22 protein-coding genes and 1 pseudogene are annotated in these 26274 nt (G+C 67.5%); 16 read left to right on the top strand and 7 right to left on the bottom strand.

Translation table 11 applies throughout. The annotated features are described in order from the left end of the window. A partial coding sequence (locus ACXJKH_RS01190; protein ID WP_457317978.1) for a UPF0149 family protein occupies nt 1–217 on the top strand: 217 nt, incomplete at its 5' end. Between the two features lie 7 nt (nt 218–224). Beyond that, nucleotides 225–1550 carry an aminopeptidase P N-terminal domain-containing protein gene (locus ACXJKH_RS01185; protein WP_457317979.1) on the top strand — a complete coding sequence of 442 codons (1326 nt, stop codon included), beginning with the start codon at nt 225–227 and terminating at the stop codon, nt 1548–1550. Nucleotides 1551–1778: 228 nt separating this feature from the next. On the opposite strand, the gene pepQ is transcribed toward ACXJKH_RS01185, so the two are convergent. The 7 genes from pepQ to rph form a co-directional block, all read right to left on the bottom strand. Beyond that, nucleotides 1779–3107, bottom strand: a complete 1329-nt coding sequence (pepQ, locus tag ACXJKH_RS01180; protein ID WP_457317977.1) for a Xaa-Pro dipeptidase — start codon at nt 3105–3107, stop codon at nt 1779–1781. Nucleotides 3108–3189: 82 nt separating this feature from the next. Next, nucleotides 3190–3549 (bottom strand): PilZ domain-containing protein, encoded by a 360-nt coding sequence (locus ACXJKH_RS01175; RefSeq protein WP_256776030.1) that lies wholly within the window; start codon nt 3547–3549, stop codon nt 3190–3192. After that, a complete protein-coding gene (locus ACXJKH_RS01170) occupies nt 3546–6086 on the bottom strand; it encodes a DUF1631 domain-containing protein (protein WP_457317976.1) in 2541 nt (846 codons plus the stop codon). Before ACXJKH_RS01170 ends, ACXJKH_RS01175 begins: the two co-directional genes overlap by 4 nt. 235 nt (nt 6087–6321) lie before the next feature. Continuing rightward, a complete protein-coding gene (gene hemW / locus ACXJKH_RS01165) occupies nt 6322–7551 on the bottom strand; it encodes a radical SAM family heme chaperone HemW (RefSeq protein ID WP_457317975.1) in 1230 nt (409 codons plus the stop codon). Between the two features lie 58 nt (nt 7552–7609). Then, entirely contained in the window at nt 7610–8203 is a 594-nt protein-coding gene (gene rdgB, locus ACXJKH_RS01160; protein WP_457317974.1) for an RdgB/HAM1 family non-canonical purine NTP pyrophosphatase, read from the bottom strand. Continuing rightward, entirely contained in the window at nt 8200–8589 is a 390-nt protein-coding gene (locus ACXJKH_RS01155) for a VOC family protein (RefSeq protein ID WP_457317973.1), read from the bottom strand. Before ACXJKH_RS01155 ends, rdgB begins: the two co-directional genes overlap by 4 nt. Beyond that, on the bottom strand, nt 8586–9314 hold the full coding sequence (gene rph / locus ACXJKH_RS01150) for a ribonuclease PH (protein WP_256776035.1): 729 nt from the start codon (nt 9312–9314) through the stop codon (nt 8586–8588). Before rph ends, ACXJKH_RS01155 begins: the two co-directional genes overlap by 4 nt. Nucleotides 9315–9435: 121 nt before the next feature. Between rph and ACXJKH_RS01145 the strand changes: the two genes are divergently transcribed. The 14 genes and pseudogenes from ACXJKH_RS01145 to ACXJKH_RS01080 form a co-directional block, all read left to right on the top strand. Then, a complete protein-coding gene (locus tag ACXJKH_RS01145) occupies nt 9436–10296 on the top strand; it encodes a YicC/YloC family endoribonuclease (protein WP_256776036.1) in 861 nt (286 codons plus the stop codon). Continuing rightward, nucleotides 10293–10958: a guanylate kinase gene (gene gmk / locus ACXJKH_RS01140; RefSeq protein WP_256776037.1), complete on the top strand. Its 666-nt coding sequence runs from the start codon at nt 10293–10295 to the stop codon at nt 10956–10958. Before ACXJKH_RS01145 ends, gmk begins: the two co-directional genes overlap by 4 nt. A gap of 112 nt (nt 10959–11070) precedes the next feature. Further along, nucleotides 11071–11370 carry a DNA-directed RNA polymerase subunit omega gene (gene rpoZ, locus ACXJKH_RS01135; RefSeq protein ID WP_005410877.1) on the top strand — a complete coding sequence of 100 codons (300 nt, stop codon included), beginning with the start codon at nt 11071–11073 and terminating at the stop codon, nt 11368–11370. Between the two features lie 221 nt (nt 11371–11591). Then, the gene (locus ACXJKH_RS01130) at nt 11592–13751 is read left to right on the top strand and encodes a RelA/SpoT family protein (RefSeq protein ID WP_457317972.1); all 2160 of its coding nucleotides are present in this window, start codon (nt 11592–11594) and stop codon (nt 13749–13751) included. Between the two features lie 598 nt (nt 13752–14349). Then, nucleotides 14350–14742: a RidA family protein gene (locus ACXJKH_RS01125; RefSeq protein ID WP_457317971.1), complete on the top strand. Its 393-nt coding sequence runs from the start codon at nt 14350–14352 to the stop codon at nt 14740–14742. Between the two features lies 1 nt (nt 14743). Beyond that, complete coding sequence (recG, locus tag ACXJKH_RS01120; RefSeq protein ID WP_457317970.1) at nt 14744–16855, top strand: ATP-dependent DNA helicase RecG; 2112 nt, start codon at nt 14744–14746, stop codon at nt 16853–16855. 255 nt (nt 16856–17110) lie between these two features. Further along, a complete protein-coding gene (locus ACXJKH_RS01115) occupies nt 17111–18046 on the top strand; it encodes a nucleoside hydrolase (protein WP_457317969.1) in 936 nt (311 codons plus the stop codon). A gap of 112 nt (nt 18047–18158) precedes the next feature. Beyond that, a complete protein-coding gene (locus tag ACXJKH_RS01110) occupies nt 18159–18419 on the top strand; it encodes a type B 50S ribosomal protein L31 (protein WP_256776042.1) in 261 nt (86 codons plus the stop codon). Between the two features lie 72 nt (nt 18420–18491). Next, nucleotides 18492–20042, top strand: a complete 1551-nt coding sequence (locus ACXJKH_RS01105) for a citrate synthase (RefSeq protein WP_457317968.1) — start codon at nt 18492–18494, stop codon at nt 20040–20042. Between the two features lie 712 nt (nt 20043–20754). Beyond that, the gene (locus tag ACXJKH_RS01100) at nt 20755–21117 is read left to right on the top strand and encodes a NirD/YgiW/YdeI family stress tolerance protein (RefSeq protein WP_256776044.1); all 363 of its coding nucleotides are present in this window, start codon (nt 20755–20757) and stop codon (nt 21115–21117) included. 593 nt (nt 21118–21710) lie between these two features. Continuing rightward, entirely contained in the window at nt 21711–22208 is a 498-nt protein-coding gene (locus ACXJKH_RS01095) for a CS1 type fimbrial major subunit (protein ID WP_256776045.1), read from the top strand. A 67-nt stretch (nt 22209–22275) separates the two neighbouring features. Further along, a complete protein-coding gene (locus tag ACXJKH_RS01090; protein ID WP_457317967.1) occupies nt 22276–24996 on the top strand; it encodes a TcfC E-set like domain-containing protein in 2721 nt (906 codons plus the stop codon). Then, nucleotides 24993–26123 (top strand): CfaE/CblD family pilus tip adhesin, encoded by a 1131-nt coding sequence (locus ACXJKH_RS01085; RefSeq protein ID WP_457317966.1) that lies wholly within the window; start codon nt 24993–24995, stop codon nt 26121–26123. Before ACXJKH_RS01090 ends, ACXJKH_RS01085 begins: the two co-directional genes overlap by 4 nt. A 16-nt stretch (nt 26124–26139) precedes the next feature. Continuing rightward, a pseudogene (locus ACXJKH_RS01080) lies at nt 26140–26274 on the top strand (pilus assembly protein); the annotation flags it as partial.

Here is a 26274-nt window from a genome sequence, read left to right as displayed (position 1 = left end):
GGGCGCGGGCGGTCAGCGTCCGCCGCTGTCCGAAGAGGGCGAAGAAGCCCTGAGCGACCTGGCCAAGCTGGCCCAGGCCTCCAGCGAAGACTTCGAAAGCGGCAACGATGACGACGAAGACGCGCTGGCCGAGATCGAAGAGTTCGTCCGCGTGGCGGTCCTGCTGCTGCACGGCGACTGCGTGATGGCGGCACGTCACCGGCAGCGCCTGAACTGAGATGGATATCCGGCAGCTGACCGGCATCTCCGCCGCCGAATACGCCCGTCGCCGCCGCCAGTTGATGGAGATGGCCGGCGACGATGCGATCCTGGTGCTGCCGGCCGCGTCCGAGCGGGTGCGCAGCCTGGACACGCATTATCCGTTCCGCCAGGACTCCGATTTCTGGTACCTCAGCGGCTTCCCGGAGCCGGACGCGGTGCTRGTGCTGATCCCGGGCCGGCGCCATGGCGAGGTGATCCTGTTCTGTCGCGAGCGCGATGCCGGTCGCGAGGCCTGGGATGGCGCGCGCGCCGGCCAGGAAGGCGCGGTGTCGCAGTACGGGATGGACGATGCGTACCCGATCGACGATCTGGACGAGATCCTGCCCGGGCTGCTGGAAGGGCGCTCGCGGGTGTACTACCACTTCGGGCGCGATGCAGACTTCGACCTCAAGCTGATCGGCTGGGTCAACCAGGTACGCGCGCAGGTCCGCCACGGCGCGCAGCCGCCGCATGAATTCCTGGAACTAGGGCACCTGCTGCACGAGCAGCGGCTGTTCAAGTCCAGTGCCGAGATCGCGTTGATGCAGCGTGCTGCCGACATCAGCGTGCAGGCGCACGCGGTGGCGATGCGCGTGGCCCGGCCGGGCATCCACGAGTACGAGCTGCAGGCCGATCTGGAACGGGAGTTCCGCGCCAACGATGCGTGCGCGGCCTACAGCAGCATCGTGGGCACCGGCGCCAACGGCTGCATCCTGCATTACCGCGACAACAGCGCGCGTTCGCGCGATGGCGACCTGGTGCTGATCGATGCCGGTGCCGAGTACCGCGGCTACGCCAGCGACATCACCCGCACCTTCCCGGTGAACGGCCGTTTCAGTGCGGAGCAGCGCGCGCTGCACGACCTGGTCGGCGCGGCGCAGGCGGCGGCGCTGGCCCAGGCGCACCCGGGCAATGCCTATGAGGCTGGTCACCTGGCCGCGGTGCAGACCCTGACCGAAGGCCTGCTGCGGCTGGGACTGCTGAAGGGCACGTTGGAAGAGAACATCGCCGAAGGTCACTACCAGCGTTTCTACCGGCACAAGACCGGCCACTGGCTGGGTCTGGACGTGCACGACGTCGGCGATTACCGCCTGGCCGGCGACTCGCGCATGCTGGAGCCGGGCATGGTGTTCACGATCGAGCCGGGCCTGTACGTGTCCGCTGACGACCGCAGCGTGGAAGCGCGTTGGCGCGGCATCGGCATCCGTACCGAGGACGACGTGTTGATCACCGAGGACGGCCACCGGGTGCTGACCGCGGCGTTGGCGCGCAGCGCCGATGAGATTGAAGAGGCGATGGCCTCGCGCTGACGGCACTACCGGGCGTGTTCGCGGTTCCTGCGCGCGGGTAGAGCCACCCACACATTACCCCAGTAGAGCCACCCCACGGGTGGCTGCGAACCACCTGCACATGACCCCGGTAGAGCCACCCCATGGGTGGCTGCGCGCGATGCCGGATTCAGGAGCGGCCCACCCATGGGGTGGCGCTACGCGGGTCATGCGGCACGGTGGTCCCGGCAACTGGCCGGGACCCATCCCTCAATCGGCGGCCGCGAATGCCGGGCGGGTCAGGTTGTCGGCGTCGGCCTCGGTGCACAGCACCTCGTCTTCGATGCGGATGCCGCCGTAGGGCCGGAAGAAATCGACCCGCGCCCAGTCGATGCTGTCGCCGTTGCCGGCCTGCTTCACTTCGTCCAGCAGCATGTCGATGAAGTACACGCCCGGCTCGATGGTGACCACCATCCCCGGTTCCAGCACGCGGGTCAGGCGCAGGTAGGGGTGGCCCTGCGGGCGCTCGATGCGGCCGCCGCGGTCGCTGGCGGCGAAGCCGGCGACGTCGTGCACCTGCAGGCCGATCAGGTGGCCCAGCCCGTGCGGGAAGAAGGCTGCGCTGACGCCGGTGGCCAGCGCCGCTTCCGGCGACACCTTGAGCACGCCGAAGTCCTTGAGGATGCCCATCAGCGACAGGTGCGCGTCCACGTGCAGCTGCTTGTAGTCCACGCCGGCCCGTACGCCGGCCGCCATCTGCTGCTGGGCGGCGTCGACCGCGTCGATCATCGCCTGGAACTCGTCGTGCCCGGCGGCCGCGTAGGTGCGGGTGATGTCGCTGGCGTAGCCGTAGGCACTGGCACCGGCATCGATCAGGAAGCTGCGCAGCGGCGTCGGTGCGCTGCGGCCGAGGTCGGTGTAATGCAGCACGGCGGCATGTTCGTTGAGACCGATGATGTTGCCGTAGGGCAACTCATTGGCGTCCTGGCCGACCGCGGCGCAGTAGGCCATGTGGATCTCGAACTCGCTGGCGCCGGCACGGAACGCGGCGTCGGCGGCGCGGTGACCGCGCACGCCCAGGCGCTGGGCCTGGCGCATCAGGGCGATTTCGTACGGGGTCTTGTAGCCACGCTGCCAATCCAGGTAGTGCAGCACCGGCTCGGGATTGTTCGGCACGAAGGCGCCCAGCGTGCTCTGCGGCTCGCCCAGGATCGCGCACCGCGCCGGGTCCTTGGGCAGCAGCGCCAGCGCCTGCTCGGCGGTGCGGATGATCTCGATGTCGACGTGTTCCACCCACCAGCCGTTGGGCGCGTCGGGCACCACGTGCCAGTAATCGAACGGCTGGAAGAAGATCACCTTCGGGCGCTGGCCCGGGGTGTACACCAGCCAGCTGTTGGGCAGCTTGGTCAGCGGCAGCCAGGCCTTGAAGTTCGGGTTGACCGCGTACGGGTAGTCGCGGTCATCGAACACCTGGTAGTGCTGGGTGCCGCTGGGGWCCACCAGATGATCGAAGCCGCCGCGTGCCAGCGCTTCGTCGGCGCGCTGGCGCAGCACGCTGACGTGGTGGGAATACAGGGCGCCGAGGTCTGGCTGGTTCATCGCGGGGGCTCGTTCGACAGTGCGGAATGCAGCCCCTGATTCTGCCGCAATCGGCTCCGGCGCGCTGTGCCAGAACCGGCACTCAGACCGCCGAAGTTTCCTGCGCGATCCACTCGCGCAGCTGCTCGCGGTGCTCGCGGCTGAGGGTGAGGAAGCGGAAACCCACCCAGGCCTGGCCCGGTGCGTGGGTCTGCTCGCTCCACAGCAGGTGCGCGCCCACGTCCAGCGCCAGCCGCTGGCCCTGCGGCCCGGGGATGGCGAACTGCAGCTGGTACAGCGCGTCGTCGTGCATGGGCACCGAGGCCAGCATCAGCATGCCGGTCTCGGAGACATTGCCCAGCCGACCGACCACGCACTCGGCCAGCATGTCGGTGACCGGGACCAGTTCGGCGACCTGGCGGCGCGGGGCGCGGCGGGTATCGGTGTCGGTGTCGGTACTCATTGCGCGCTCTCCACGGCGGGGCCGGTGCCGGCCAGCGAACGCAGCGTGCGCAGCGTGGCCTGCCAGGCACGGTCGATCAGGCGGCTCTTGTCCTCGCTGACGATCCGCACCTGGCCATGCGCCATCAGCCGCGCCAGCGCATCCAGCGAATGCTCGCCGACCTTCTGTCCACGTGGATTGACGAACAGCGCATTGTCGGTGAGCAGGCTGTACCAGGACAGGCGCTGCCGGCGCAGGTCGCCCTGCTGGTTGGTGGTGAACTCGAACCAGGTGCCGAATGGCAGCGTGCGCAGCTGTCGGTAGCAGTCTTCCTCGGCGACGGTGCGTGCCAGCGGTGCCACCTTGCGCGCTTCGTTGCCTTCGGCCTGTTCGCCCAGGCGCGTGCGGGCGCGGATGCGCGCGGTCAGTTCGGTGCGTGAACTGCTGTCGTCCTCACCGCCGGGGGTGGACAGGCGGCGGGCGATCGCCGCCGCTTCGTCCTGGTGGTAGCCGACCTGGGTCAGTGCGGTCTCGACCTGGCCGCCGAGTTCGGTATCGCTGGCCTCGGTGCCCGGTGGCAGGCAGGTGACCTCGGCGATGCGCGCGGTTTCCTGTTCGCGCTGCTGCCACTGTTCGGAGCCTTCGCCGTGGCGCAGCAGGGTCAGGGTGAGCACGTCCGACCATGCCTGCTTGAGCAGCGACTGCACGAAGCGTGGCGGCGCGGCCTGGGCACACAGCTGTTCGATGCTGGCACCGGCCTGCTGCTTGGCCGCCTCCAGCCGCTCCTTGCCGCGTGCGGCTTCCACGTGGCGGCGCTCGGCCAGTTCGGCCTTGTGCGCCAGCGCGCGGAAGTGCTGCTGGATCTCTTCGTTGGCGGTGTCGAACACCGCCGCGTCGCCCTGGTAATCGTTGACCACCTGGTCGACCGCGCGGCCCAGCTTCTGCACCAGCTGCGGATCGACGTCCTCCTCGCCCAGCCAGTTGGCACCGGCTTCTGCCACGGCGTTGAGCAGTTCACGGGCCGGGTGCTGGTCACGTACGAAGAACGCCGGATCGGACAACGCCGCGCGCGCCACGGGCACCTGCAAGCGGGCCAGCAGGTCGGCGGCGACCGCATCGGGGCGCACTTCACGCTGGATCTGCCCGTACAGCATGTCCAGCAGGTCGAAGGTGTCGTTGTCCTTGACCGTCAAGGCGGCCTGCGCGCCATGGTCGGCGCGCATCTGCGCCAACAGGGCGTTGTGCAGGTCGCCCATGCTGCGCCGCGCGCTGCCGCTGCCCACGGCCTGCGCCTGGAGCTTGGCCAGGGTGGCATGCACGGTCTCGGTGGCCACGGCGACCGGGGAGGGCGCTGGCGAGGAAGACGTGGGCGACGCTGGCGTGGTCGCCGCGCCGTCACCGTCGGCAGCGCTGTGGGTATCGCCAGTGCCAGAGCCCGTGCCAGAGCCAGAGCCAGAGCCAGAGCCCGTGCCGGTACTGCCAGCGGCCTGCCCCGCGGCGCCGGCAGTGGCGCCGGCAGTGGCGCCGGCAACATCGCTGCCGCTGGTCTGACGCGCCGCGCTGAGCAACTGGTGCAGCGCCGACATTGCCGGGGCGGACAGGTCCTGCGCAGCGCCTGTCGCGGCCTCCTGGGGCATCTGCATGGGAGCGGTGGACGCAGGGGGCGTGGCCGCCGGACGCAGCGAGGCGGGCAGGGCGCCCATCGCCTCGCTGGTCATCGCCGCCCAGCTGCCGCTGCTGGCCGAGCCGCTCCAGCCGGTGAGCGGACGGGTGACCTTGCCGCCTTCGCGCGGGGGGGCGTTGCGCTCCGGCCCGGTGACGATGCGACGGGTGGTCGCCGAGCGTGCCAGGTACGGGGTGTAGACCAGTCCCGGCAGGATGCCTTCGTGGCCGAGCAGGATGTTGGCGCGTTCCAGCAGCTCGCCGAGCCGGTCGATCAGCTGGCGGTCGAACACCCGGTACAGCGCCAGCTGGGTTTCCATGCCCAGGTCGAAGCGTTCGCCCAGCCCGCGCACGATCCCGCACAGCACCTGCGGGCCGAACGGCAGGTCCTCGACATCGAAGGCCGGCCCGGCGGCAAGCACGCCGAAGCGCTGCCCGAGCAGCTGCAGCGCACTGGCCGAGCGCTGGGTCTCGCGGCGGATGATGTCCACCAGCACGATGTCACGTTCGATGTCGGTGTCGGCCACCAGGGTCAGCGTGGTGGCGGTCATCGCCGCTGCAGGCGTTGCCGGGGCGTGGCGGATACGCGGCTCGCGCAGCCCGGCGAGGGCGGTGGCCAGTTCCTCCAGGAAGCGCGGGGCGAACTGCGCGTTGACCTCGTGCAGGCGGCGGGCCTGGGCGTAGATGTCGGCCTGGATCTGGCTGTTGTGCGCGCGTTCGGCCTCGCGGAACAGCTCGCGTTCCAGTTCCACGATGGTCAGCTTGAGCGGGTTGGCCAGGGTCTGCGCCGCCAGCGCGTGCAGGGCGGCGAGCAGCCGGCGCACGCGCGGTGGCGCGGCCACGCTGGCGAAACGGGCCGGATCGGGCTGGGACGTTGAAGGTGCGGACGCAGACATCCGTTGTAGTTCCGGCTCCCCTGAGAGCACAGAATCTAACGTTTTCGCCCTGTCACCGCCAGAAGGGATACCCCGACAGCGTGGACGCGACCGTGGGTCGGCTGCTTTGCATGGCGTTGGCGGGCTGGATGACGTGGGCTGATCGGGGGCCGCTGACCGACAGTGGCCGACCAGCGGCAGGCAATCAAGAGCAGGATCAAGAGCAGGATCAAGAGCAGCCGACCAACGGTCGGCTCTACGGGAGGAACAGTTCGACCACGTCGTTGGTGAAGCGCCGGCCCAGTTCGGTGGGCCGGGCATGCTCGCCGTCGAGCGTCATCCAGCCACGCGCGATGGCGGCCTGCAGCGGCGCGGCGATGCTCGCGCGCGCCAGCCCGGTGCGCGATTCGAAGTCCTTCAGGGTGAAGCCTTCATGCAGGCGCAGCAGGTTGAGCATGTACTCGAACGGCAGGCGCGGCGCATCGATGATGTCATCGCCGCCGATCGCCGCCGGGCTGCCGGCGGCGTCCATGAAGGTCTGCGGGTGCTTGTGCTTCCAGCGGCGCAGCACGTGCTGTTCGGCGCCACTGCTGATCTTGCCGTGCGCGCCCGCGCCGATCCCCAGGTAATCGCCGAAGCGCCAGTAGTTGAGGTTGTGCGCGCTCTGCCGGCCCGGCCTGGCGTAGGCGCTGACTTCGTACTGGGCGTAGCCGGCGTTGGCGAGCAGGGCCTGGCAATGCTCCTGGATGTCCCACGCCGAATCCTCGTCGGGGATGCCCTGCGGCGGCTTTGCGAAGAACACCGTGTTCGGTTCCAGGGTGAGCTGGTAGTGCGACAGATGCGTGGGCTGCAGCGCGAAGGCACGCTCCAGATCATGCTCGGCCTGCGCAAGCGTCTGCTGCGGCAGCGCATACATCAGATCGATGTTGAAGTTGTCGTAGCCGGCGTCCTGCGCCAGCTTCACCGCGCGCTCGGCTTCGCCACTGTCGTGGATGCGGCCCAGGCGCTTGAGCGCCTCGTCGTTGAAGGTCTGGATGCCGAAGCTGATCCGGTTCACCCCGGCAGCGCGGTAGCGGTCGAAGCGACCGTGCTCGGCGGTGCCCGGGTTGGTCTCCAGGGTCACTTCCAGGTTCGGCGCGAAACGCAGCCGGGCCGAGGCCGCCTGCAGGAAGCGGTCGATCGCTTCCGGCGGGAACAGGCTCGGCGTGCCGCCACCGAAGAACACGCTGCTCACTACCCGGCCCCAGACCAGGGGCAGGTCCTGGTCCAGGTCGCGGATCAACGCGTCGATGTACGCCTCGAACGGAAGCTCACCCTTGGCCGCGTGCGAATTGAAATCGCAGTAGGGGCATTTGCGCACGCACCACGGCAGGTGCACGTACAGCGACAACGGCGGCGGAATCAGCCGCAGTTCGTGGGCGTGGTCGTGATCGCCGGTGCAGTGTTCGCCGGGCAGGTGGTCGCAATGGTCGTGTGGCTGCTGCATGGCATTCAAGGGTAGTGCCGGCCGCTGGTCGGCTTTCCAGACATCATCAGGGTAGGCATCACAGCAGGGCGGGCAGCTTCTGCCTGAGCAGCTGCAGGGCGATGGCGCGATGGCTGATGGCGTTCTTCCGCGCCGGTTCCATTTCCGCCGCGGTCAGGCCGAGCGCGGGGTCCAGGAATACCGGGTTGTAACCGAAGCCATGGCTGCCGCGCGGTTCGTCCAGGATCACCCCTTCCCAACTGCCTTCGCAGATCAGTGGCTGCGGGTCGTTGGCATGGCGCAGCAGCACGATCACCGCATAGAAGCGTGCGGTCCGGCGCTCGGCCGGCACGTCGCGCATCGCCTCCAGCAGCTTGGCGTTGTTGGCCGCATCGTCGGTCGGGCTGCCGGCATAGCGCGCGCTGTAAAGGCCGGGCGCGCCATCGAGCGCATCGACGATCAGGCCCGAGTCGTCGGCCAGCGCCGGCAGGCCGGTGCTCTGGCAAGCGTGGCGGGCCTTGATCAGCGCGTTCTCGACGAAGGTCAGTCCGGTTTCCGGCACATCGCTCACGCCCAGCTCGCCCTGCGCCACGATCTGCAGCGGCAGGTCGCCGAGCATGGCCTGCAGTTCCTTGAGTTTGCCGGCGTTGCCGCTGGCCAGGACCAGTTTCATCCTTTCGCCTCCAGCAGATCCCAGGTGTTGCCGTAGAGGTCGCGGAACACCGCGACGGTCGCGTAAACCTCTTCGCGCGGGGTTTCCAGGAATTCCACGCCCTGGGCGGTCATGGCCGCGTGGTCGCGCCAGAAATCGTCGGTGTTCAGGAAGAAACCGACCCGGCCACCGGTCTGGTTGCCGATCCGCGTGCGCTGTTCCTCGGTGCTGGCGCGGGCCAGCAGCAGGGCAGCGGCACTGCCGTCGGTCGGCCCGACCACCACCCAGCGCTTGTCGCCCTGGTCGATGTCATCGATGAGGGTGAAGCCGAGCTTGGCGGTGTACCAGGCGATGGCCTCGTCGTAATCGGCCACCACCAGGGTGGTCAGGGCGATGCGGCGGTTCATGCAGACGCCAGGGCGGCCTGCTGTGCCGCGAACAGGTCCTTGATGCCCTTCTCGGCCAGCAGCAGCAGCGCGTCCAGTTCATCGCGACGGAAGGCATGGCCTTCGGCGGTGCCCTGAAGTTCGATGAAGCCGCCGCCGTCGTTCATGACCACGTTCATGTCGGTGTCGCAGTCGCTGTCTTCGGCGTAATCCAGGTCCAGCACCGGCGTGCCGCGGTACACGCCCACCGACACCGCCGCGACCGCGCCGAAGATCGGGTTGCGCTTGATGTCCCCGCGCTTGAGCAGGAAGTTGACCGCATCGACCAGGGCCACGTAGGCACCGGTGATCGCCGCGGTACGGGTGCCGCCGTCGGCCTGCAGCACGTCGCAGTCCAGGGTGATGGTGCGCTCGCCCAGGGCGCCGCGGTCGATGCAGGCGCGCAGCGTGCGGCCGATCAGGCGCTGGATTTCCAGGGTGCGGCCGCCCTGCTTGCCCCGCGCCGCTTCGCGGTCGTTGCGGGTRTGGGTSGAGCGCGGCAGCATGCCGTAYTCGGCGGTGACCCAGCCTTCACCCTTGCCGCGCAGGAAGCCCGGCACGCGGTTTTCCACGCTGGCGGTGCACAGCACGCGGGTTTCACCGAAGCTGACCAACACCGAGCCCTCGGCGTGGCGGGTGAAGGCGCGTTCGATGCGCACTTCGCGCAGCTGGTCGGCCTGGCGGCCGCTGGGACGGGAATCGGACATGCTTGGCTTCCGGTAAGTCAGGGGATGCAGGACCGCGCCCGGACCGGAGGACCGGCAGGCGAGGAGGTCGCAAGGAGACCGCTAGGGTACCATTTGCACTTTGAGAGCACCGGAAACCCGCATGATTCGAAGCATGACCGCCTATGCCAACGGCGAGCGCGCCACCCGTTGGGGCACGCTGGCCTGCGAGCTGCGTTCGGTCAACCACCGGTTTCTGGAGGTGGGCGTGCGCCTGCCCGACGAACTGCGTGCGTTGGAGCCGCAACTGCGCGAGCGCGTCGCTTCCCGCTGCAGCCGCGGCAAGATCGACCTGGTCATGCGCCTGCGTGCCCCGGAGGTCACCGGTGCGCTGGTGGTCAACGATGCGCTGCTGGCCCAGCTCGGTACGCTGGCCACCCGCTTGTCGCCCGGCTTCCCGAACCTGCAGGTGAGCTTCACCGAACTGCTGCAGCTGCCCGGGGTGATGCAGGGCGAGGCGGTCGACGCCGCYGCGCTGCATGCCGAGGCGCTGGCCCTGCTCGATGCCACCCTGGACGGCTTCGTGGCCGCGCGCGAGCGTGAAGGCGACAAGCTGGCCACTGCCATCCAGGAACGCGTGGATGGGGTGGAGCGCATCGCCGCCGAAGTCACCACGCTGATCCCGCTGATCCGCGAGGGCCAGCGCACCAAGCTGGCCGCGCGCCTGGCCGATCTGCCGCACCCGGTCGATCCGGGTCGTGCCGAGCAGGAGCTGGTGATGTGGCTGCAGAAGCTGGACGTGGATGAGGAGCTGGACCGCCTCGGCAGCCATATCGTGGAGATCCGCCGGGTGTTCACCCAGCGCGAGCCGGTCGGCCGGCGACTGGACTTCCTGCTGCAGGAGTTCAACCGCGAAGCCAATACGCTGGGCTCCAAGTCGGTGGACAGCCGCACCTCCAACGCCGCCGTCGAGCTGAAGGTACTGATCGACCAGATCCGCGAACAGGTGCAGAACATCGAATGAGCAGCCAGCCCACGCCGACCGCCGAGCCCGCACGCGGCACGCTGTACATCGTGGCCGCGCCCTCCGGGGCCGGCAAGAGCAGCATCGTCAACGCCACCCTGGCGCGCGACCCGCAGATCGCGCTGTCGATCTCGTTCACCTCGCGGGCCACGCGCCCGGGTGAGATCAACGGCGAGCACTACCACTTCGTCAGTGCGGCCGAGTTCGAGCGGATGATCGCCGCCGGCGACTTCTTCGAGCATGCCTGGGTACATGGCGACTGGAAGGGCACCGCGCGGCAATCGGTGGAGCCGCAGCTGGCCGCCGGCCAGGACGTGCTGCTGGAGATCGACTGGCAGGGTGCCCAGCAGGTCCGCCAGCTGGTGCCGGGCACGGTGACGGTGTTCATCCTGCCGCCGTCGAGGCAGGCCCTGCAGGACCGCATGCGCAAGCGCGGGCAGGACAGCGAGGCGGTGATCGCCCAGCGGCTGGCCGCCGCGCGTGAAGAAATGCTGCATTTCAATGACTTCGACTACGTCATCGTCAACGAAGTCTTCGAAACCGCCGTGGACGAGCTCTGCGCCATCTTCACCGCCAGCCGCCTGCGCCGGGAGGCCCAGAAGGTCCGCCACGCGGGCCTCATTCAGGCCCTGTTGACCCAGGAAGCGGCCACAACTGACTGATTCTCAACGGGGTGCTAGCCGGTTGGCTTGATTTTGTCCAGTCCTGGCCGGTACAATCCGTCCCCTTTCCCTCATTCGATTGAGCAGCCCTCACCGGCTGCCGGGAGCCCGCATGGCCCGCATCACCGTAGAAGATTGTCTGGAAGTCGTGAACAACCGTTTCGAACTGGTCATGATGGCGTCCAAGCGCGCCCGTCAGCTGGCCAATGGCGTCCAGGCCACCCTGGACAACAGCGAAACCGAAGACAAGCCGACCGTGCTGGCGCTGCGCGAAATTGCCGCCCGCAAGATCGACAACGCCCTGATCGACGAAGTCGAGAAGGCCGAGCGCGAGCGTGCCGAGCGTGAAGCACTGGAATGGGCCGCTGCCGAAGTCGTCGCCGACGAAGACATGTCCAAGAACGACGACTGATCGCACCTGATCGTTCGTTGTTGTTTGAACAGCCCGCCCCTGGCGGGCTGTTCTGCGTTTGGGCGTGGCACATCGGGGAAATGCCGCGTTGCGAAGATGGTCACTCGCCGCATCGCGCGCCACCATCATCGGTAGGCGACCGCCGTTGGTCGACGCAGCGGGGGGCGGATCCCCTGTTCAGATGTTTGCCGTTATCCCGCCGCTGGCATAGTCTTCCAGCCATGAACCCAGGCCCCACTGCCAAGGTCGCCTCGCCCCCCGGCGCGGCCGTACCCGACTATGTCCTCCAGCTCGAACGCGCAGCGCATTACCTGCCGCCCGAGCAACTGCCGTTGCTGCGCCGTGCCTGGGAAGTCGGTGCCTCCGCGCATGCCGGGCAGACCCGGAAGTCCGGCGAGCCCTACATTACCCATCCGGTCGCCGTGGCGCAGGTGCTGGCGGAGCTCGGCCTGGACGTGGAAGCGCTGATCGCCGCGATCCTGCACGACACCATCGAAGACACCCCGCTGACCCGCGAGGAGCTGGCCGCCGAATTCGGCGAAGCGGTGGCCGAGCTGGTCGATGGGGTGACCAAGCTGGACAAGCTGAAGTTCCGCGACCGCCAGGAAGCGGCTGCCGAGAGCTTCCGCAAGATGCTGCTGGCGATGTCGCGCGACCTGCGCGTGATCATGATCAAGCTGGCCGATCGCCTGCACAACATGCGCACGCTGGGCGCGCAGAGCCGCGAAGCGCGCGGCCGCATCGCCCGCGAAACCCTGGAAATCTACGCACCCATCGCGCAGCGGCTGGGCATGAGCCTGGTCAAGAGCGAGCTGCAGAACCTGGGCTTCAAGGCGCTGTATCCGTGGCGCCACGCGATCCTGGAAAAACACATCCGCAGCCAGCCGGTGGTGCGCCGCGAGGCAATGGCGCAGGTGGAAGTGCAGCTGAGCCAGCGCCTGGCCAAGGAAGGGCTGGAACACCGCCTGGTCAGTCGCATCAAGACCCCGTGGAGCATCTACAACAAGATGCACGACGAGAACAAATCCTTCGACCAGGTCATGGACGTGTTCGGCTTCCGCCTGGTCGTGCGCAACGTGCCCAGCGCCTACCACGCGCTCGGCGCGGTGCATGCCACCTTCAAGCCGCTGGACGGGCGCTTCCGCGATTTCATCGCGATCCCCAAGGCCAACGGCTACCAGTCGCTGCACACGGTGCTGTTCGGGCCGTACGGTTCACCGATCGAGGTGCAGATCCGCACCGAGGAAATGGACCTGATCGCCGAGCGCGGCGTGGCCGCGCACTGGACCTACAAGTTCGGCGGCGATTCCCCCAATAGCGCGCAGAGTCGTGCGCATGCATGGATCGTGGAGCTGATCGATTCGCAGCGCGCGGCCGGTTCGTCGCTGGAATTCCTGGACAACGTCAAGGTCGACCTGTTCCCGGACGAGGTCTATCTGTTCACGCCGAAGGGCAAGATCCTGGCCCTGCCGCGCAACTCGACGGCGCTGGACTTCGCCTATGCGGTGCATACCGACGTGGGCAACATGGCGGTGGCCTCGCGGGTGGACAAGAAGCTGGTGCCGTTGCGCACCAAGCTGGTGAGCGGGCAGACGGTGGAAGTGATCACCGCGCGCTCGGCCACGCCCAAGCCGCAGTGGCTGGAGTTCGTGGTCAGTTCGAAGGCGCGCACGGCGATCCGCCACCAGCTCAAGCAGCTGGAGCATGAGGACGCGGTGCAGCTGGGCCATCGGATGCTGGATCGCGCGCTGGAGGCGATGGACAGTTCGCTGGAGCGGTTGCCGAAGGGTCGGCTGGATGCGTTCCTGGCCGAGCACCGGTACCCGCGTCTGGAGGCGTTGCTGGCAGAAGTGGCACTGGGCAACTGGATGCCGAACCAGGCGGCACAGGCGTTGATGGCCTATGCGGAGCTGCGCGGTGGCGGTCACTCGAAGCATTCGCAGGAGAAGATCCTGATCAACGGCAGCGAGCGMGGGGTGGTGAGCTTCGCCAACTGCTGCCAGCCGATTCCGGGCGACGACATCATGGGCTACCACACGGCCGGCAAGGGCATCGTGGTGCATCGTCTGGACTGTCCGAACCTGGCGGAGCTGCGCAAGTCGCCGGAGCGCTGGGTGCCGATCGGGTGGGATACGACGGTGTCGGGCGATTACGATACGGCGCTGGTGGTGGAGGTGGAAAACGGGACGGGCGTGCTGGCGCAGCTGGCGGCGGCGATCGCGCAGAGTCACTCCAACATCGAGCGGGTCGATTATCTGGATCGCGATTTCAACGCGGCGGTGCTGGCGTTCAATATCCAGGTGCGCGACCGCAACCATCTGGCCGAGGTAATGCGCCGGCTGCGGCGGTTGTCGGTGGTGCAGTCGGTTCGCCGACAATAAGCCGCATTCCGCGCGGCGATGATAGGCGCCGACGCCCTTCGCCTGGCAATGGGCACACCACCGGAGGGTAGAGCCGACCGTTGGTCGGCTGCCGTAGACCGCGCGGCGATGATCGGCTCCAACGCCTCTTCGCCGGGCAATGGGCACACCACCAAGGTAGAGCCGACCGTTGGTCGGCTGCCGTAGACCGCGCGGCGATGATCGGCTCCAACGCCTCTTCGCCGGGCAATCGGCACACCACCAGGGTAGAGCCGACCGTTGGTCGGCTGCCGTGCACCGTGCGGCGATGGCCGGCTCCAACGCCTCTTCGCCGGGCAATGGGCACACCACCAGAGGGTAGAGCCGACCGTTGGTCGGCTGCTCGCACACTGCGCGACAATGATCGATATGGTCGGCCGGCCCACCAACCGTCTTCGTCATTCTCCGGCCGGCCGACCAATCGTCTTCGTCGTTCTCCGGCCAGCCGACCAATCGTCTTCGTCGTTCTCCAGTCAGCCGACCAACGGTCGGCTCTACCGTGGATCGTGGCTTTGATCGGGGCTTTGATCGGGGCTTCGGGGCTACAATTGCGCTCCCCCTTTTGAACCGTGGAGCTCCCATGTCCCGCCAGATCATCACCAGCGCCAAGGCACCGGCCGCGATCGGTCCGTATTCGCAGGCCGTGCGTGCTGGCAATACCGTGTATTTCTCCGGCCAGATTCCGCTGGACCCGGGCACCGGTGACATCGTCGGTGCCGGCGATATCGAGGCGCAGGCGCGTCGGGCGTTCGACAACCTCAAGGCCGTGGCCGAAGAAGCCGGCGGTTCGCTGGACCAGATCGTGCGTCTGGGCCTGTACCTGACCGATCTGGCCGAGTTCGCCAAGGTCAATGCGGTCATGCAGGACTACTTCAAGGCGCCGTTCCCGGCCCGCTCCACGATCGAAGTATCGGGCCTGCCCAAGGGCGCCAACTTCGAAGTCGATGCGGTGATGGTGCTCGACCAGGCCTGACGTGGCGCGGTCACGGGCTCCTGCACCGGCGCTGGCCGCGGCCGGGGAAGCATCGTTGTCGATGCTTTCCGGGATCGGCCCGGCGGTGGCCGCCAAGCTGGTGGCCCGTGGCCTGTCCTCGCTGCAGGACCTGTGGCTGCACCTGCCGCTGCGCTATGAAGACCGCACCCGGCTGACCACCATCGCCCGGTTGCAGCCGGGCGTGGCGGCGCAGGTGGAAGGGCGGGTGAGCGCGGTCGAGCGCGGGTTCCGTGGTCGACCGGTGCTCAAGGTCGCCATCGAAGATGATTCCTACGGCACGCTGGTGCTGCGGTTTTTCCACTTCCGCGCCCAGCAGGTATCGCAGTTTGCCGTCGGCACGCGGATCCGCTGCTACGGCACCGCCAAGCCCGGGCATCTCGGGCTGGAGATCGTCCACCCCAGCTACCGGGTGATGGGCAGTAACGACGATGACGAACTCGGCGACAGCCTCGACCCGGTCTATCCCGCGGTCGACGGCGTCGGGCYGGCCACGATGCGCCGGTTCATCGGGCTCGCGCTGGATCGGTTGCCGGAAGAATCCACGCTGGAGCTGTTGCCGCCCGGTTGGCTGTCCGGGATGGGGCTGCCGTCGCTGCGCAGTGCGCTGCTGACCGTGCACCGGCCGCCGCCGGATGCCGATCTGGCCGCGTTGGCAGCCGGCCGGCACCCGGCGCAACGACGGCTGGCGATTGAAGAATTGTTGGCCCATCACCTCAGCCTGCGCCGCCAGCGCATGGCATTGCAGGCGCATCACGCACCGTCGCTGCGTGGGTCCGGCGCGCTGGTCAAACAGCTGCGCGACAGCCTGCCGTTCCAGCTCACCGGCGCGCAGCAGCGCGTGTTCGAGCAGATCCGCAACGACCTGGCCAAGGCGCATCCGATGCTGCGCCTGGTGCAGGGCGACGTCGGCTCGGGCAAGACGGTGGTGGCCGCGTTGGCGGCGATGCTGGCGGTGGAGCGGGGCAAGCAGGTTGCCCTGGCCGCGCCGACCGAGCTGCTTGCCGAGCAGCATCTGAACAACCTGCGCGCCTGGCTGGAACCGCTGGGCGTGCGTACCGCCTGGCTGGCCGGCAAGGTCACCGGCAAGGCGCGCACCCGGGTGCTGGCCGAGGTCGCCTCGGGCGAGGCGCAGGTGGTCGTCGGCACGCATGCGTTGATGCAGGACAGCGTGGTGTTCAAGGACCTGGCGCTGGCCATCGTCGACGAGCAGCACCGCTTCGGCGTGCATCAGCGCCTTGCGCTGCGCGACAAGGGCGCGGACGGACGCAGCGTGCCGCACCAGTTGGTGATGACCGCCACCCCGATTCCGCGCACGTTGGCGATGTCCGAGTACGCCGACCTGGATGTCTCGGCCATCGATGAACTGCCGCCGGGCCGCACCCCGGTGCAGACCGTCGCGCTCAACAATGACCGCCGCCCGGAACTGATCGAACGCATCGCCGTGGCGTGCCGCGAAGGGCAGCAGGTCTACTGGGTGTGCACGCTGATCGAGGAGAGCGAAGAGCTCGACGCCACCCCGGCCCAGGCCACGTTCGAATCGCTGCAGGCGTTGCTGCCGGGCGTGCGCGTGGGCCTGGTGCACGGGCGGCTGAAGGCGAGCGAAAAGCTGGCCACCATGGTGGCCTTCAAGGCCGGGCAGATCGACCTGCTGGTGGCCACCACCGTGATCGAGGTCGGCGTGGACGTGCCCAATGCGTCGCTGATGATCATCGAAAATGCCGAGCGCCTCGGCCTCGCCCAGCTGCACCAGTTGCGCGGACGGGTAGGGCGCGGCTCGGCGGTCTCGCGCTGCGTGCTGCTGTACCAGGCGCCGTTGTCGAACATGGCGCGCGAGCGGCTCGAAACCATGCGCCAGACCAACGACGGCTTTCTCATCGCCGAGAAGGACCTGGAGCTGCGTGGCCCCGGCGAACTGCTGGGCACCCGGCAGACCGGCCTGGCCGGGTTCCGCATGGCCGACCTGGCCCGCGATGCGGACCTGCTGCCGGGTGTGCATGACCTGGCCGAGCGGTTGCTGGCCGAAGCTCCCGACGTGGCCGACCAGGTCGTGCGGCGCTGGATCGGCACAGCCGTGCGCTACGCGTCGGCATAGAGCCCCTTAGCCTGGCTCCCTTCCTTCCGCAAGCCGAGCCGCTTCGCGGCCGGTAGGCCTTTCGGCGAAATAAAGGAGGAGGTAGCCGCCGCAGGCGGATACCGGGGAACATTCGCAGAAAGGCCTACCGGCCGCGAAGCGGCCCCTCCGGTCGCGGCTGGACCAATCGAAGCGGCAGCAGCCACGGTCAGCCCCCGCCTTGTATTTGTCATGACAGGGTGCGAAAGTCCCTTGCCGATTATCAAGACGGCAACGATGAGCAAGAAGATTCCGCTGTTGATCGACACCGACCCGGGTGTCGATGATGCCCTGGCCCTGTTGATGGCCTTCGCCGATGAGCGCCACGACATCGTCGGCCTGACCATCGCCGCCGGCAACGTGGGCCTGGACCACACCGTCCGCAACGCCCTGAAGCTGTGCGAAGTGGCGGGCCGCGAAGACGTCCCGGTGTTCGCCGGTACCCCCGATCCGCTCCTGCACCCGTCGGTGGACGCCGCCCACGTGCACGGCGCTGACGGCTTCGGCGATGTGAACCTGCCGGCCGCCAAGCGCCAGGCCGAGGCCGAACACGCTGCCCTGGCAATCCTGCGCCTCTCGCACGAATACGCCGGCGAGCTGTTCCTGGTCGCACTCGGACCGCTTACCAATCTCGCCCTGGCCCTGARGCTCGACCCGACCCTGCCGCAGCGCGTAAAGCGCTTCCTGGTGATGGGCGGGGCGGTGACCTGCCACGGCAACATCACCCCGGCGGCCGAGTTCAACATCGCCTTCGATCCGGAAGCGGCGCACATCGTGTTCACCGGCTTCCCGCATATCGAAGTAGCCGACTGGGAAGCCACCGTCGCCCACGGCCTGCTGCATGCCGACGTGGAACAGTGGCTGGCCGCCGACAGCGACAAGGCCCGCTTCTACGAGCTGATCTCGCGCCAGACCCGCCTGTGGTCCGAAGACAGCCGCGGCGAGCGCTGGTTCGCCGCCGATGCCCTGGCCATGGCCTGGGCGCTGCAGCCCGAAGGCGCGCTGCGGGTCGAATCGCGCCCGCTGAACATCGAACTGGCCGGCGTGCACAGCCGAGGTGCTACCATTGTCGACTGGAACCGCCAGACCGGGCAGCCGGACAACACCCAGCTGCTGATGGCCTACGACCAAGGGCGCTTTGAGGCCCAGGTCCGGGCGGCACTCGGCGTCTGACGACGCCGCTGCGGCGGACCTTTCGCACGGTTGATGACCCCGGCTTGCCCTTGGCGGCATCCGGGGCTATAATGCCGCTCTTGATCACCAGCCCTTATTACGGTGCGCGCCCATGAAGGCCGATACTCATCCTGTTTACCGCGACGTGGTTTTCCACGACGTTACCTCTGATTTCAAGATCCTGACCCGTTCGACCATGTCCACCAAGGACACGGTCAAGTGGGAAGACGGCAACGAGTACCCGCTCGTCAAGGTGGAAATCTCCTCGGCTTCGCATCCGTTCTATACGGGCAAGCACAAGGTGATCGACACCAGCGGCCGTATCGACAAGTTCCAGAAGCGTTTCGGCAAGCCGGCGCCGACCGCAGCCTGAGTTGTCGCTGCAGTTGCATGAAAACAACGGTCGCTTTGGCGGCCGTTGTTTTTTTGTGTCCGCGAAAAATGGATGGCTGGCGCCTGTCTGAACGCCAGCTGGCGGGCGTGCGGCATCGGCGGAACGCTGCATCCGGACATTCTTGTCCAGCGCCCCCGCAGCCCTTGCGGCTACTGGCGCAGTGCGTCCATACGCATGCCGGTACCGGCGTCTACGACTTCCGTCCTAGGGCGTCGAAAATGTTGCTGTGCGATAATGGCGGGATCCACGATAACGATCGTGGACTTCCTTCACGTGCCTGCCCCATGCGCTTGGGTGGGCGCCTTCCCTCGAGGAGCGCACACAGTGTCCGATCTTGATCAGGTCACGCTCAACGCCGGCGAAAAGTCGGTTGTTTTGCCCGTCATCAAACCTACGCTCGGCAACGATTGCGTCGATATCTCGAAGCTGACCAAGGAAACCGGTCTCTTCACGTACGACTCCGGCTTTACTGCCACCGCCAGCTGCAAGTCCGCCATCACCTATATCGACGGTGACAAGGGCGTGCTGCTGTATCGCGGCTATCCGATCGAGCAGCTCTCGGAAAAGTCCAGCTACGTCGAAGTGGCCTACCTGCTGATCAATGGCGAGCGTCCGAGCGCCGAGCAGTTGAAGGCCTTCACCGACGAGCTGGCTGCTGAAGCCAACGTCGATGATTCCATCAACACGCTGATCGGCAGCTTCGCCAAGGATGCCCATCCGATGGCCATCCTGACCGCCGCCATCGCGCAGCTGTCGGGTATCTACCACGCCTCGCTGGACCTGTCCGACGCCGAACAGCGCCGCCATGCGGCCGTGCGCCTGATCGCCAAGGTGCCGACCCTGTCGGCGCTGATCTACCGCCACGGCAAGGGCCTGCCGGCCAACAAGCCGGACACCTCGCTGGATTACGTCAGCCGCTTCCTGAAGCAGACCTTCGAATCGGCCGACGGCCAGTACGAACTGAACCAGGACGTGGTCAAGGCGCTGGACCTGCTGTTCATCCTGCACGCCGACCACGAGCAGAACGCCTCGACCTCGACCGTGCGTCTGGTCGGTTCGACCGGTGCCAACCCGTACGCGTCGGTCGCCGCGGGCGTCACCGCGCTGTGGGGTCCGGCCCACGGCGGTGCCAACGAAGCCGTGCTGAAGATGCTGGAAGAGATCGGTTCGGCCGACAACGTCGAGTCCGCCGTGCTCAAGGCCAAGGACAAGACCTCCGGCTTCCGCCTGATGGGCTTCGGCCACCGCGTGTACAAGAACTTCGACCCGCGCGCCAAGGTCATCGGTGAGATGACCGGCAAGGTGCTCAAGCAGCTGGGCGTGCAGGATCCGCTGCTGGACGTGGCCGTCAAGCTGGAACAGGCCGCGCTGCAGGACGACTACTTCGTCGCCCGCAAGCTCTACCCGAACGTCGATTTCTACAGCGGCATCATCTACAAGGCGCTGCAGATCCCGACCGAAATGTTCACCGTCATGTTCGCCCTGGGCCGTACCTCCGGCTGGGTGGCGCATTGGCTGGAGCAGCAGGTCGATCCGGAAATGAAGATCGGCCGTCCGCGCCAGGTCTACACCGGCAGCGACGTGCGCGACTACCAGGGCTGATCGCCCCGGTACCTCGTCTTGAAGAACGCCCCGCATTGCGGGGCGTTTTTTTTGGCTCTTCGCCCATACGCGGGACAAGCAGAAACGTCCCATGACACTTCCACGCACAGCCATCGGCGGGTTGGGCGTTGGGCCCCGATGCCCTTTCCGGCGACGGTCCTCCGGCGTCGGCCTGCGGTCGCCCCCTCCTCCTTTATTTCGCCTCGAAGGGCATGGGGCCAGCGCCCGACCCACCGGCCACCGCCCAAACGCCCGGCGTCCACCTGCGTACCGCGAGCCGAGCCCCGTAGCAGCCGGTAGGCCCCTGGGCAAAATAAAGGAGGAGGCCGCCCCGCGGCCGGGGGACATTTGCGCCAGGGTCCTACCGGCGGATACGGGGCCCTCACGCTCGCCACCAGCCCGATCGGAGACGCCAGCCCATCCCAACGGCCTGCACACCCGGCCACCCGCGTAGCGTCGTGCTCACGCTGCGACGGGCCTTGCAACAAGACCTCTCCCCAGATCGGAGAAACACCTTCTTTATTGGGTGGTGGCTTCTGTTGGTGCCGGCACCCTGTGCGCCCCCCCATGGGGTGGCTACACCGTCGTGACGATGAACGGGCAGGCGCGTTGGCGCGCGGCGCTGACCTTTTCGTACTTATTGCATGGGTCTATGGGGCTCCGCGGATCAGGCTTGTCAGATCAATCAAGCAAGTCCCGAAGGAGTCCGACCATGACGCGCTACGCGTTGATTCCCCTGTTTGCCATCGCATCCACCCTGCACGCCAGCGACGCGCTGGCCGGCTATACCGGTCCCGGCGCCACCGCCGTCGCCACGACGGTGGCGCAGGCCCGCCAGCAGCGCGACGACCACGCGGTACTGCTGCTGGGCCACCTGGTCGCCAAGGTCGGCAATGAACGTTACCGCTTCCGCGACGCCACCGGCGAGATCGACGTGGAGATCGACGACGAGGACATGCCTCACCAGGCCATTGGCGCGGCCGCCACGGTGGAACTGCTGGGGAAGGTGGACACGCACCGTTTCAAGCCCACCGATATCGAGGTGAAGCGCGTGCAAGTGCTGCCGCCGCGCTGAGCCGGAGCACGCCCGTTGCGCAAACCGCCATGCCCGACGCTTAGGCCGGCGGGCGACTGTGAGAGCGCCACTAAGATGGAAAAATGCGTGCGCACCGGGAATGAGATAGGGCGCCGTAGCGCAGGGTCGTGGGTGATGGAACATCCCACRGCGCTGCAATGCGGTCGCGCCGCATCCACGCACGCAGCGCACGACACAGGTTGACGATGACGTGGCCGTCCCTGGACGGATGCAGGGGCGCCACCCTTCACCAGCGGGTGACGGCGTGGTGGATGCACCGCGAGGAAGCGGATCCGGCGGCGCAGGCCGGCGTGGAGCAGCGCCCCGCGTTGGGTCGGCTACGCAAGGGCGTTCCGGTGCACGTGCGTGATCGGGTCGCACGCGCCGAGGGCGCAGGGACGCATAGGAATTGCTGCAATGTTCAAGTAGTGAGGGTGCGGTCGCATTACGGCCAAAATGGCGTCGTTTTTAGGACTCATTGAATGGGCAAATCACCTGCCCCTAACTAACCTGACTGGGCTGTCTCACCCCGCGTGGTGGCGGCGGTGCTTCCTGCGGAAGCGTCTTTTCGAACACTAAAAGAGAGAGAAGCCATGTCCAGTATCCTCAACAAGGCCGCGCTTGCTGCAGCGCTGACCGCCGCTTCGCTGTCGGCCAATGCCGCCGAATCCCATATCACCGTTTACACCAATGTTGACCCGTCCCTGGCGTTGATGAAGCACGATGGCACCGCATTGCCGGACTCGATCCCACTGGACCACATTCCGGGCCAGGGGCTGACTCCGCACAACGAGCGCGTGCGCATCTACACCAACGATGAAGACAAGGATGTGGAAGTGCGGCTTGGCCACGCGCCGTCACTGGTACCCAAGAGCGGCACCGGCACCGATGTTCCACTCACCGTGAGACTCAACAAGCGCGAGCTGACCGTTGCCTCACAGGACTTCCTGGCAGCGGATCTGTACGACGGTGCGCTCAGTGGCGCATCGATCATCATGGACCTGGAGATCGCCCAGACCACCCGCACCCCGATCACGGTGCAGGGCGTGTACGAAGGGATCGTCAGCGTGGTGCTGACCCAGAAGCCGTAACGGTTCACCCCTCGCGTCACTCACGCCGGCCCGGATACCGGGCCGGCGGCCTCAGGCAACGCTCCCCATGAAAGCTACCRCACCTGCCCTGACCCGGCTGGCGGTCGCGCTCGCCTTGTCGTTGGCCACCCCCCTGGTCGCGGCACGCGGCGTCCCCGTCGGTTTTGAAGACCTGGTTGCCGGCCAGACCGAGCAGCTCGATGTACGCCTGTTCGGGCGCACGGCGGGTCTGTCGCCCGTGCGGGTCACCCTGGAAAGCGTGCAACTGGAAGATCCGGCGCRCGTGCTGCAGGCACTGGACCTCTCCGACGAGGCCCAAGCTGCGTTGCTGCCCGCGCTTTCCCAGCCGCTGCCGCGCAACAGCCATCTGGCCTGCCGCTATGGCGGAGGCAGCGCGGGCTGCGGTTATCTCGAGCCACCCGAGGACCCCAACACCGTGCGTGCCCTTTACGATGAAGGCGAAGGCGCGGTGCGCCTGTTCGTTGCCCGCCAGTGGATCAGCGCCGAACCGGCCGCTGATCGCTTCCACCAGATCAGCAGCAACGCGGAGAGCGCGTTCCTGCACCAGCAGACCGTCAACTTCAGTGGCGGCCGTGGCTACCAGGCGCTCACTGCCCAAGGCGCCGGCGCGCTGGGTGTGCTGCAGCGTGGCCATATCGCGGTGGACTGGAACTTCAACAGCCAGCAGTACCGCGGCAGCCGGCGCCGCCAGGATTTCCAGTTCGACAACGCCTACTACCGCCATGACCTGGGCCAGCAGCACTACCTGCAGGCCGGGCGCATGGACCGCCGCAACCTGTCCAGCCCACAGGGCGGCACCYTCAGTTTCAGCCTGCTGCCGATGGACCGTTTTGCCGGCCTGCGCGTGGGCACCACCCAGGCCTACGTGGACACCGAGGCCGCCGTGCAGGCCCTGCCGCTGACCGTGCTGCTGGCGCGCGATGCGCGCGTGGATGCCTTCGACGGCGAGCGCCTGCTGCAGACCTTCTACCTCCAAGCGGGCATCAACCAGCTCGACACCCGCCGCTTCCCGTTCGGCAGCTACAGCGTGACCCTGCGCATCTACGAAGATGGCGTGCTGGTGCGCAGCGAAGCGGCACCGTTCGACAAGGGCGGCGACTGGACCAACAGCAGCGTGCAGTGGTTCCTGCAGGGCGGCCGCCGCAACGAGCGCCGCAGTGACCGTTTCGACGGCGAGAGGGCGGCCATGGCCGGCCTGCGCGTGCCGCTTGGACGCGCCGCCGCAGTCACTGCCGGTGCCGCCGACCTCGGCGGCGTCAGCTACGGGGAGCTGCGCGTGGACCTGCGCCACGCCTTCGCTACCCAGGATGTCCGCGCCACATTCAGTGGCCTTCAGGGCAGTGATGGCAGCACCGGCCAGCAGCATCAGGTGTCGTACCGCCGCCGCGCGTCCTGGAACCTGTACCAGCAGCGCATGCGCGGCAAGGCGTGCCAGTTCGAGGACGACGCGCGCGACCGGCTGGGCTGTGCCGATTCACTCAGTGCCTCGATGGCGCTGCCGCTCGGCGGTGGCAGCGCCTATGTGGCCTATACCCGGCGGCAGACCTGGAGCCGCGGGCGGCTGCTGGCAGGGGACGTCGACGACCCGTTGGCCGCACTGGACCCGCTGCTGCCGCCGTGGGAGCAGCGCTACAGCCGCGAGCCCAGCCTCACCCGCACCTGGCAGGCCAGCTACAGCCGCGTGCAGCGCTGGCAGGAGTTCAGCGTGTCCACCCGCATCGGTGTATGGCAGCAGCAGAGCCGCAGCAGCCTGCGCGACGGGCGGGACCGCGGCATTTTCCTCAACCTCAGCCTGACCCGCCTGCAGCGCGGCGACCGCGGCACCTCGCAGCGCCGCTACAGCCTGGACGTGCGACAGCCGCAGCATGCGCGCCCGGAGATCAACTACAGCGCCGGGCAAACCCTGCGCCAGGACGTGGAGGCGCAGTACCGCGAGGCCACCGTAGACCTGCGCGGCAACAACAGCGGCCGCTACAGTGCCGCGCTCAGCGCGCAACTGCAGAACAGCATCGGCCACACCGGCGGCACCGTGGCGCACTACCAGCAGCGCGGCCGCACCGAGATGGCCTACAGCGCCACCCACAGCTCCGGGCTGGCGCTGGGCCGGCACGGCTTCTACTGGGGCGGCGGGCTGGGGGCCGAGGCCGGCTTGGCGGTGCAGGTGGACGACACCGACGACCTGGAACTGACCGGCGTCGCCGCCGAACTGCAGGTGGGCGGCCTGCGCCGGCAACGGCTGGCACTTGGCGAGCGCCGCCTGTTGCCGCTGCCGGCCTACCAGAGCCACCGCGCCGAAGTGCAGGACGCCAGCGCGCTGAACAGCGATGCCGCCATCCGCGTGACCGGCGTGGGCGGCGCGCGCCCGGTCTTCCTGCCGCCGGGCCGGCTGATGCATCTGCCGGTGCCGATCGAGGTGACCTACACCTTCATCGGCAACGCGCGCGACATCGCCGGGCTGCCCTTGGGCGGCGCCCGCATTCTCAATGCGCCGGTGCCGGGCACCGGCAGCAACGGTGGCTTCGTGGCCGACTTCCCGCGCCGCGAACGCACCTTGTACCTGCTGCAGAAGGACCACCTGCTGCAGTGCCCGCTGCAGGTGCGTGAGCGACGCAGCGTGGTGATGCTGGTGGGCACCGTGCAGTGCGAGCCGCTGGGTGTGGCGCAGCTGCCGGCCGAGATCCAGCAGGCGCGGGTAACCCGCTTGCTGCAGGAGCACGCCCTGATGGCGGCGACGCCGCAGACGGCCTCTGCGGGAGGTACGCCATGAACCGGCACGGCGTGTGGGCCGTGATGCTGCTGATGGCGCTGTTGGGGGTGATGCCGAAGGCGTGGGGGCAGCGGCCGCCGGAGACGCATCCGGTGAGTGCGACGCAGAACATTGTGATGTCGTGGGATCGGTCTGCGATGCCGGGGGAAATCGACCTTTGGGTGCCTGAAGTTGTCCTCGGATACAGCGCGGATAAGTCTCTGAAGTATGGCCAGCTCCACCTCACGTGTGCCTCGTCAACTGATCCGAGGGTGGGCSCTTGCCCGGTCACGGGCGTTGCAACTGTCGCTACCGGTTCAGCAATGATCGAGGTACAGGCCACAGAGCGGCGCTCGGGTCTGCGTACAAACTTCTCAGTGAAAGGCTGGATCAATCGAGGCATGGAGACGCGCATATGCGGCTCCTACTGGCTCGACCCCATTCGTCCACCATGGATTGCAGCCAAAGATGACTGCGGTGGCGAATCTTCCGTTGGAACCAGAGCTGGTCTGCTGATACCGGTGGAGGAGATGTCCAGGCTTGTAGCCGGACACTGGGATGCTGAACTTATTCTTGCGTTGCATGACCAACTGGCGGGGCCGGCGGTCGCGACGTATCGCTTCACGTTTGATCTGACCATCACCGACCGCAACGCCGTCTCAATCTACTTTCCGGCCTTCCACCACGTCACCCCCCTGGTTCAGCTCAACTCCGATTACGACCCTATACAGCGGACGGTAGGCGGCCGCACCTCACTCGAGATGTGTCTCTACGACGGACTCGGCTCCCAGGCGCAGTACCTCGGCGTCACCGTGCGTGACCGCAGTGGCAAGCCGCCCGGTCCCAGTGGCTATTCGCTCTGGCATACCGATGGTGGCAGCGACGACACCCGTCGCCTGGATTACACCGTCACCCTGGACCACAACGGCGCCCCGGTGCCCATGCCCAACGGCGTGGAGCAACAGCTGCATGGCATCGATACCGCACTGCTGCGTCTGGTGTTGTTACCCGGCATGAGCCAACCGGTGTTCTGCGTGCCCACGCCGATCACCTTCGATATTCCGCGCGTCCCCATTTCCACCCAGCAGGCCGGCACCTACTTCGGCGAGCTGCAGGTGGAGCTGCGCGTCCCCACGGTCACGCCCTGACCTTCCAGGAGCTTCCATGAAAATTCCAGCCGTTGTTCTGTTGTCCCTGTCGCTGCTGCTGGCGGCACCTGCACACGCCAATCTCACCGTGCACCCGATGCGCGCGTCGGTCGATGGCAAGCGCAGTACGCAGATCCGCATCTATTCCCAG

It is taken from the genome of Stenotrophomonas sp. P5_B8, assembly GCF_054049855.1.
Note: the sequence above shows the minus strand (reverse complement) of the source record. Positions and strands in the feature narration are given on the sequence as shown.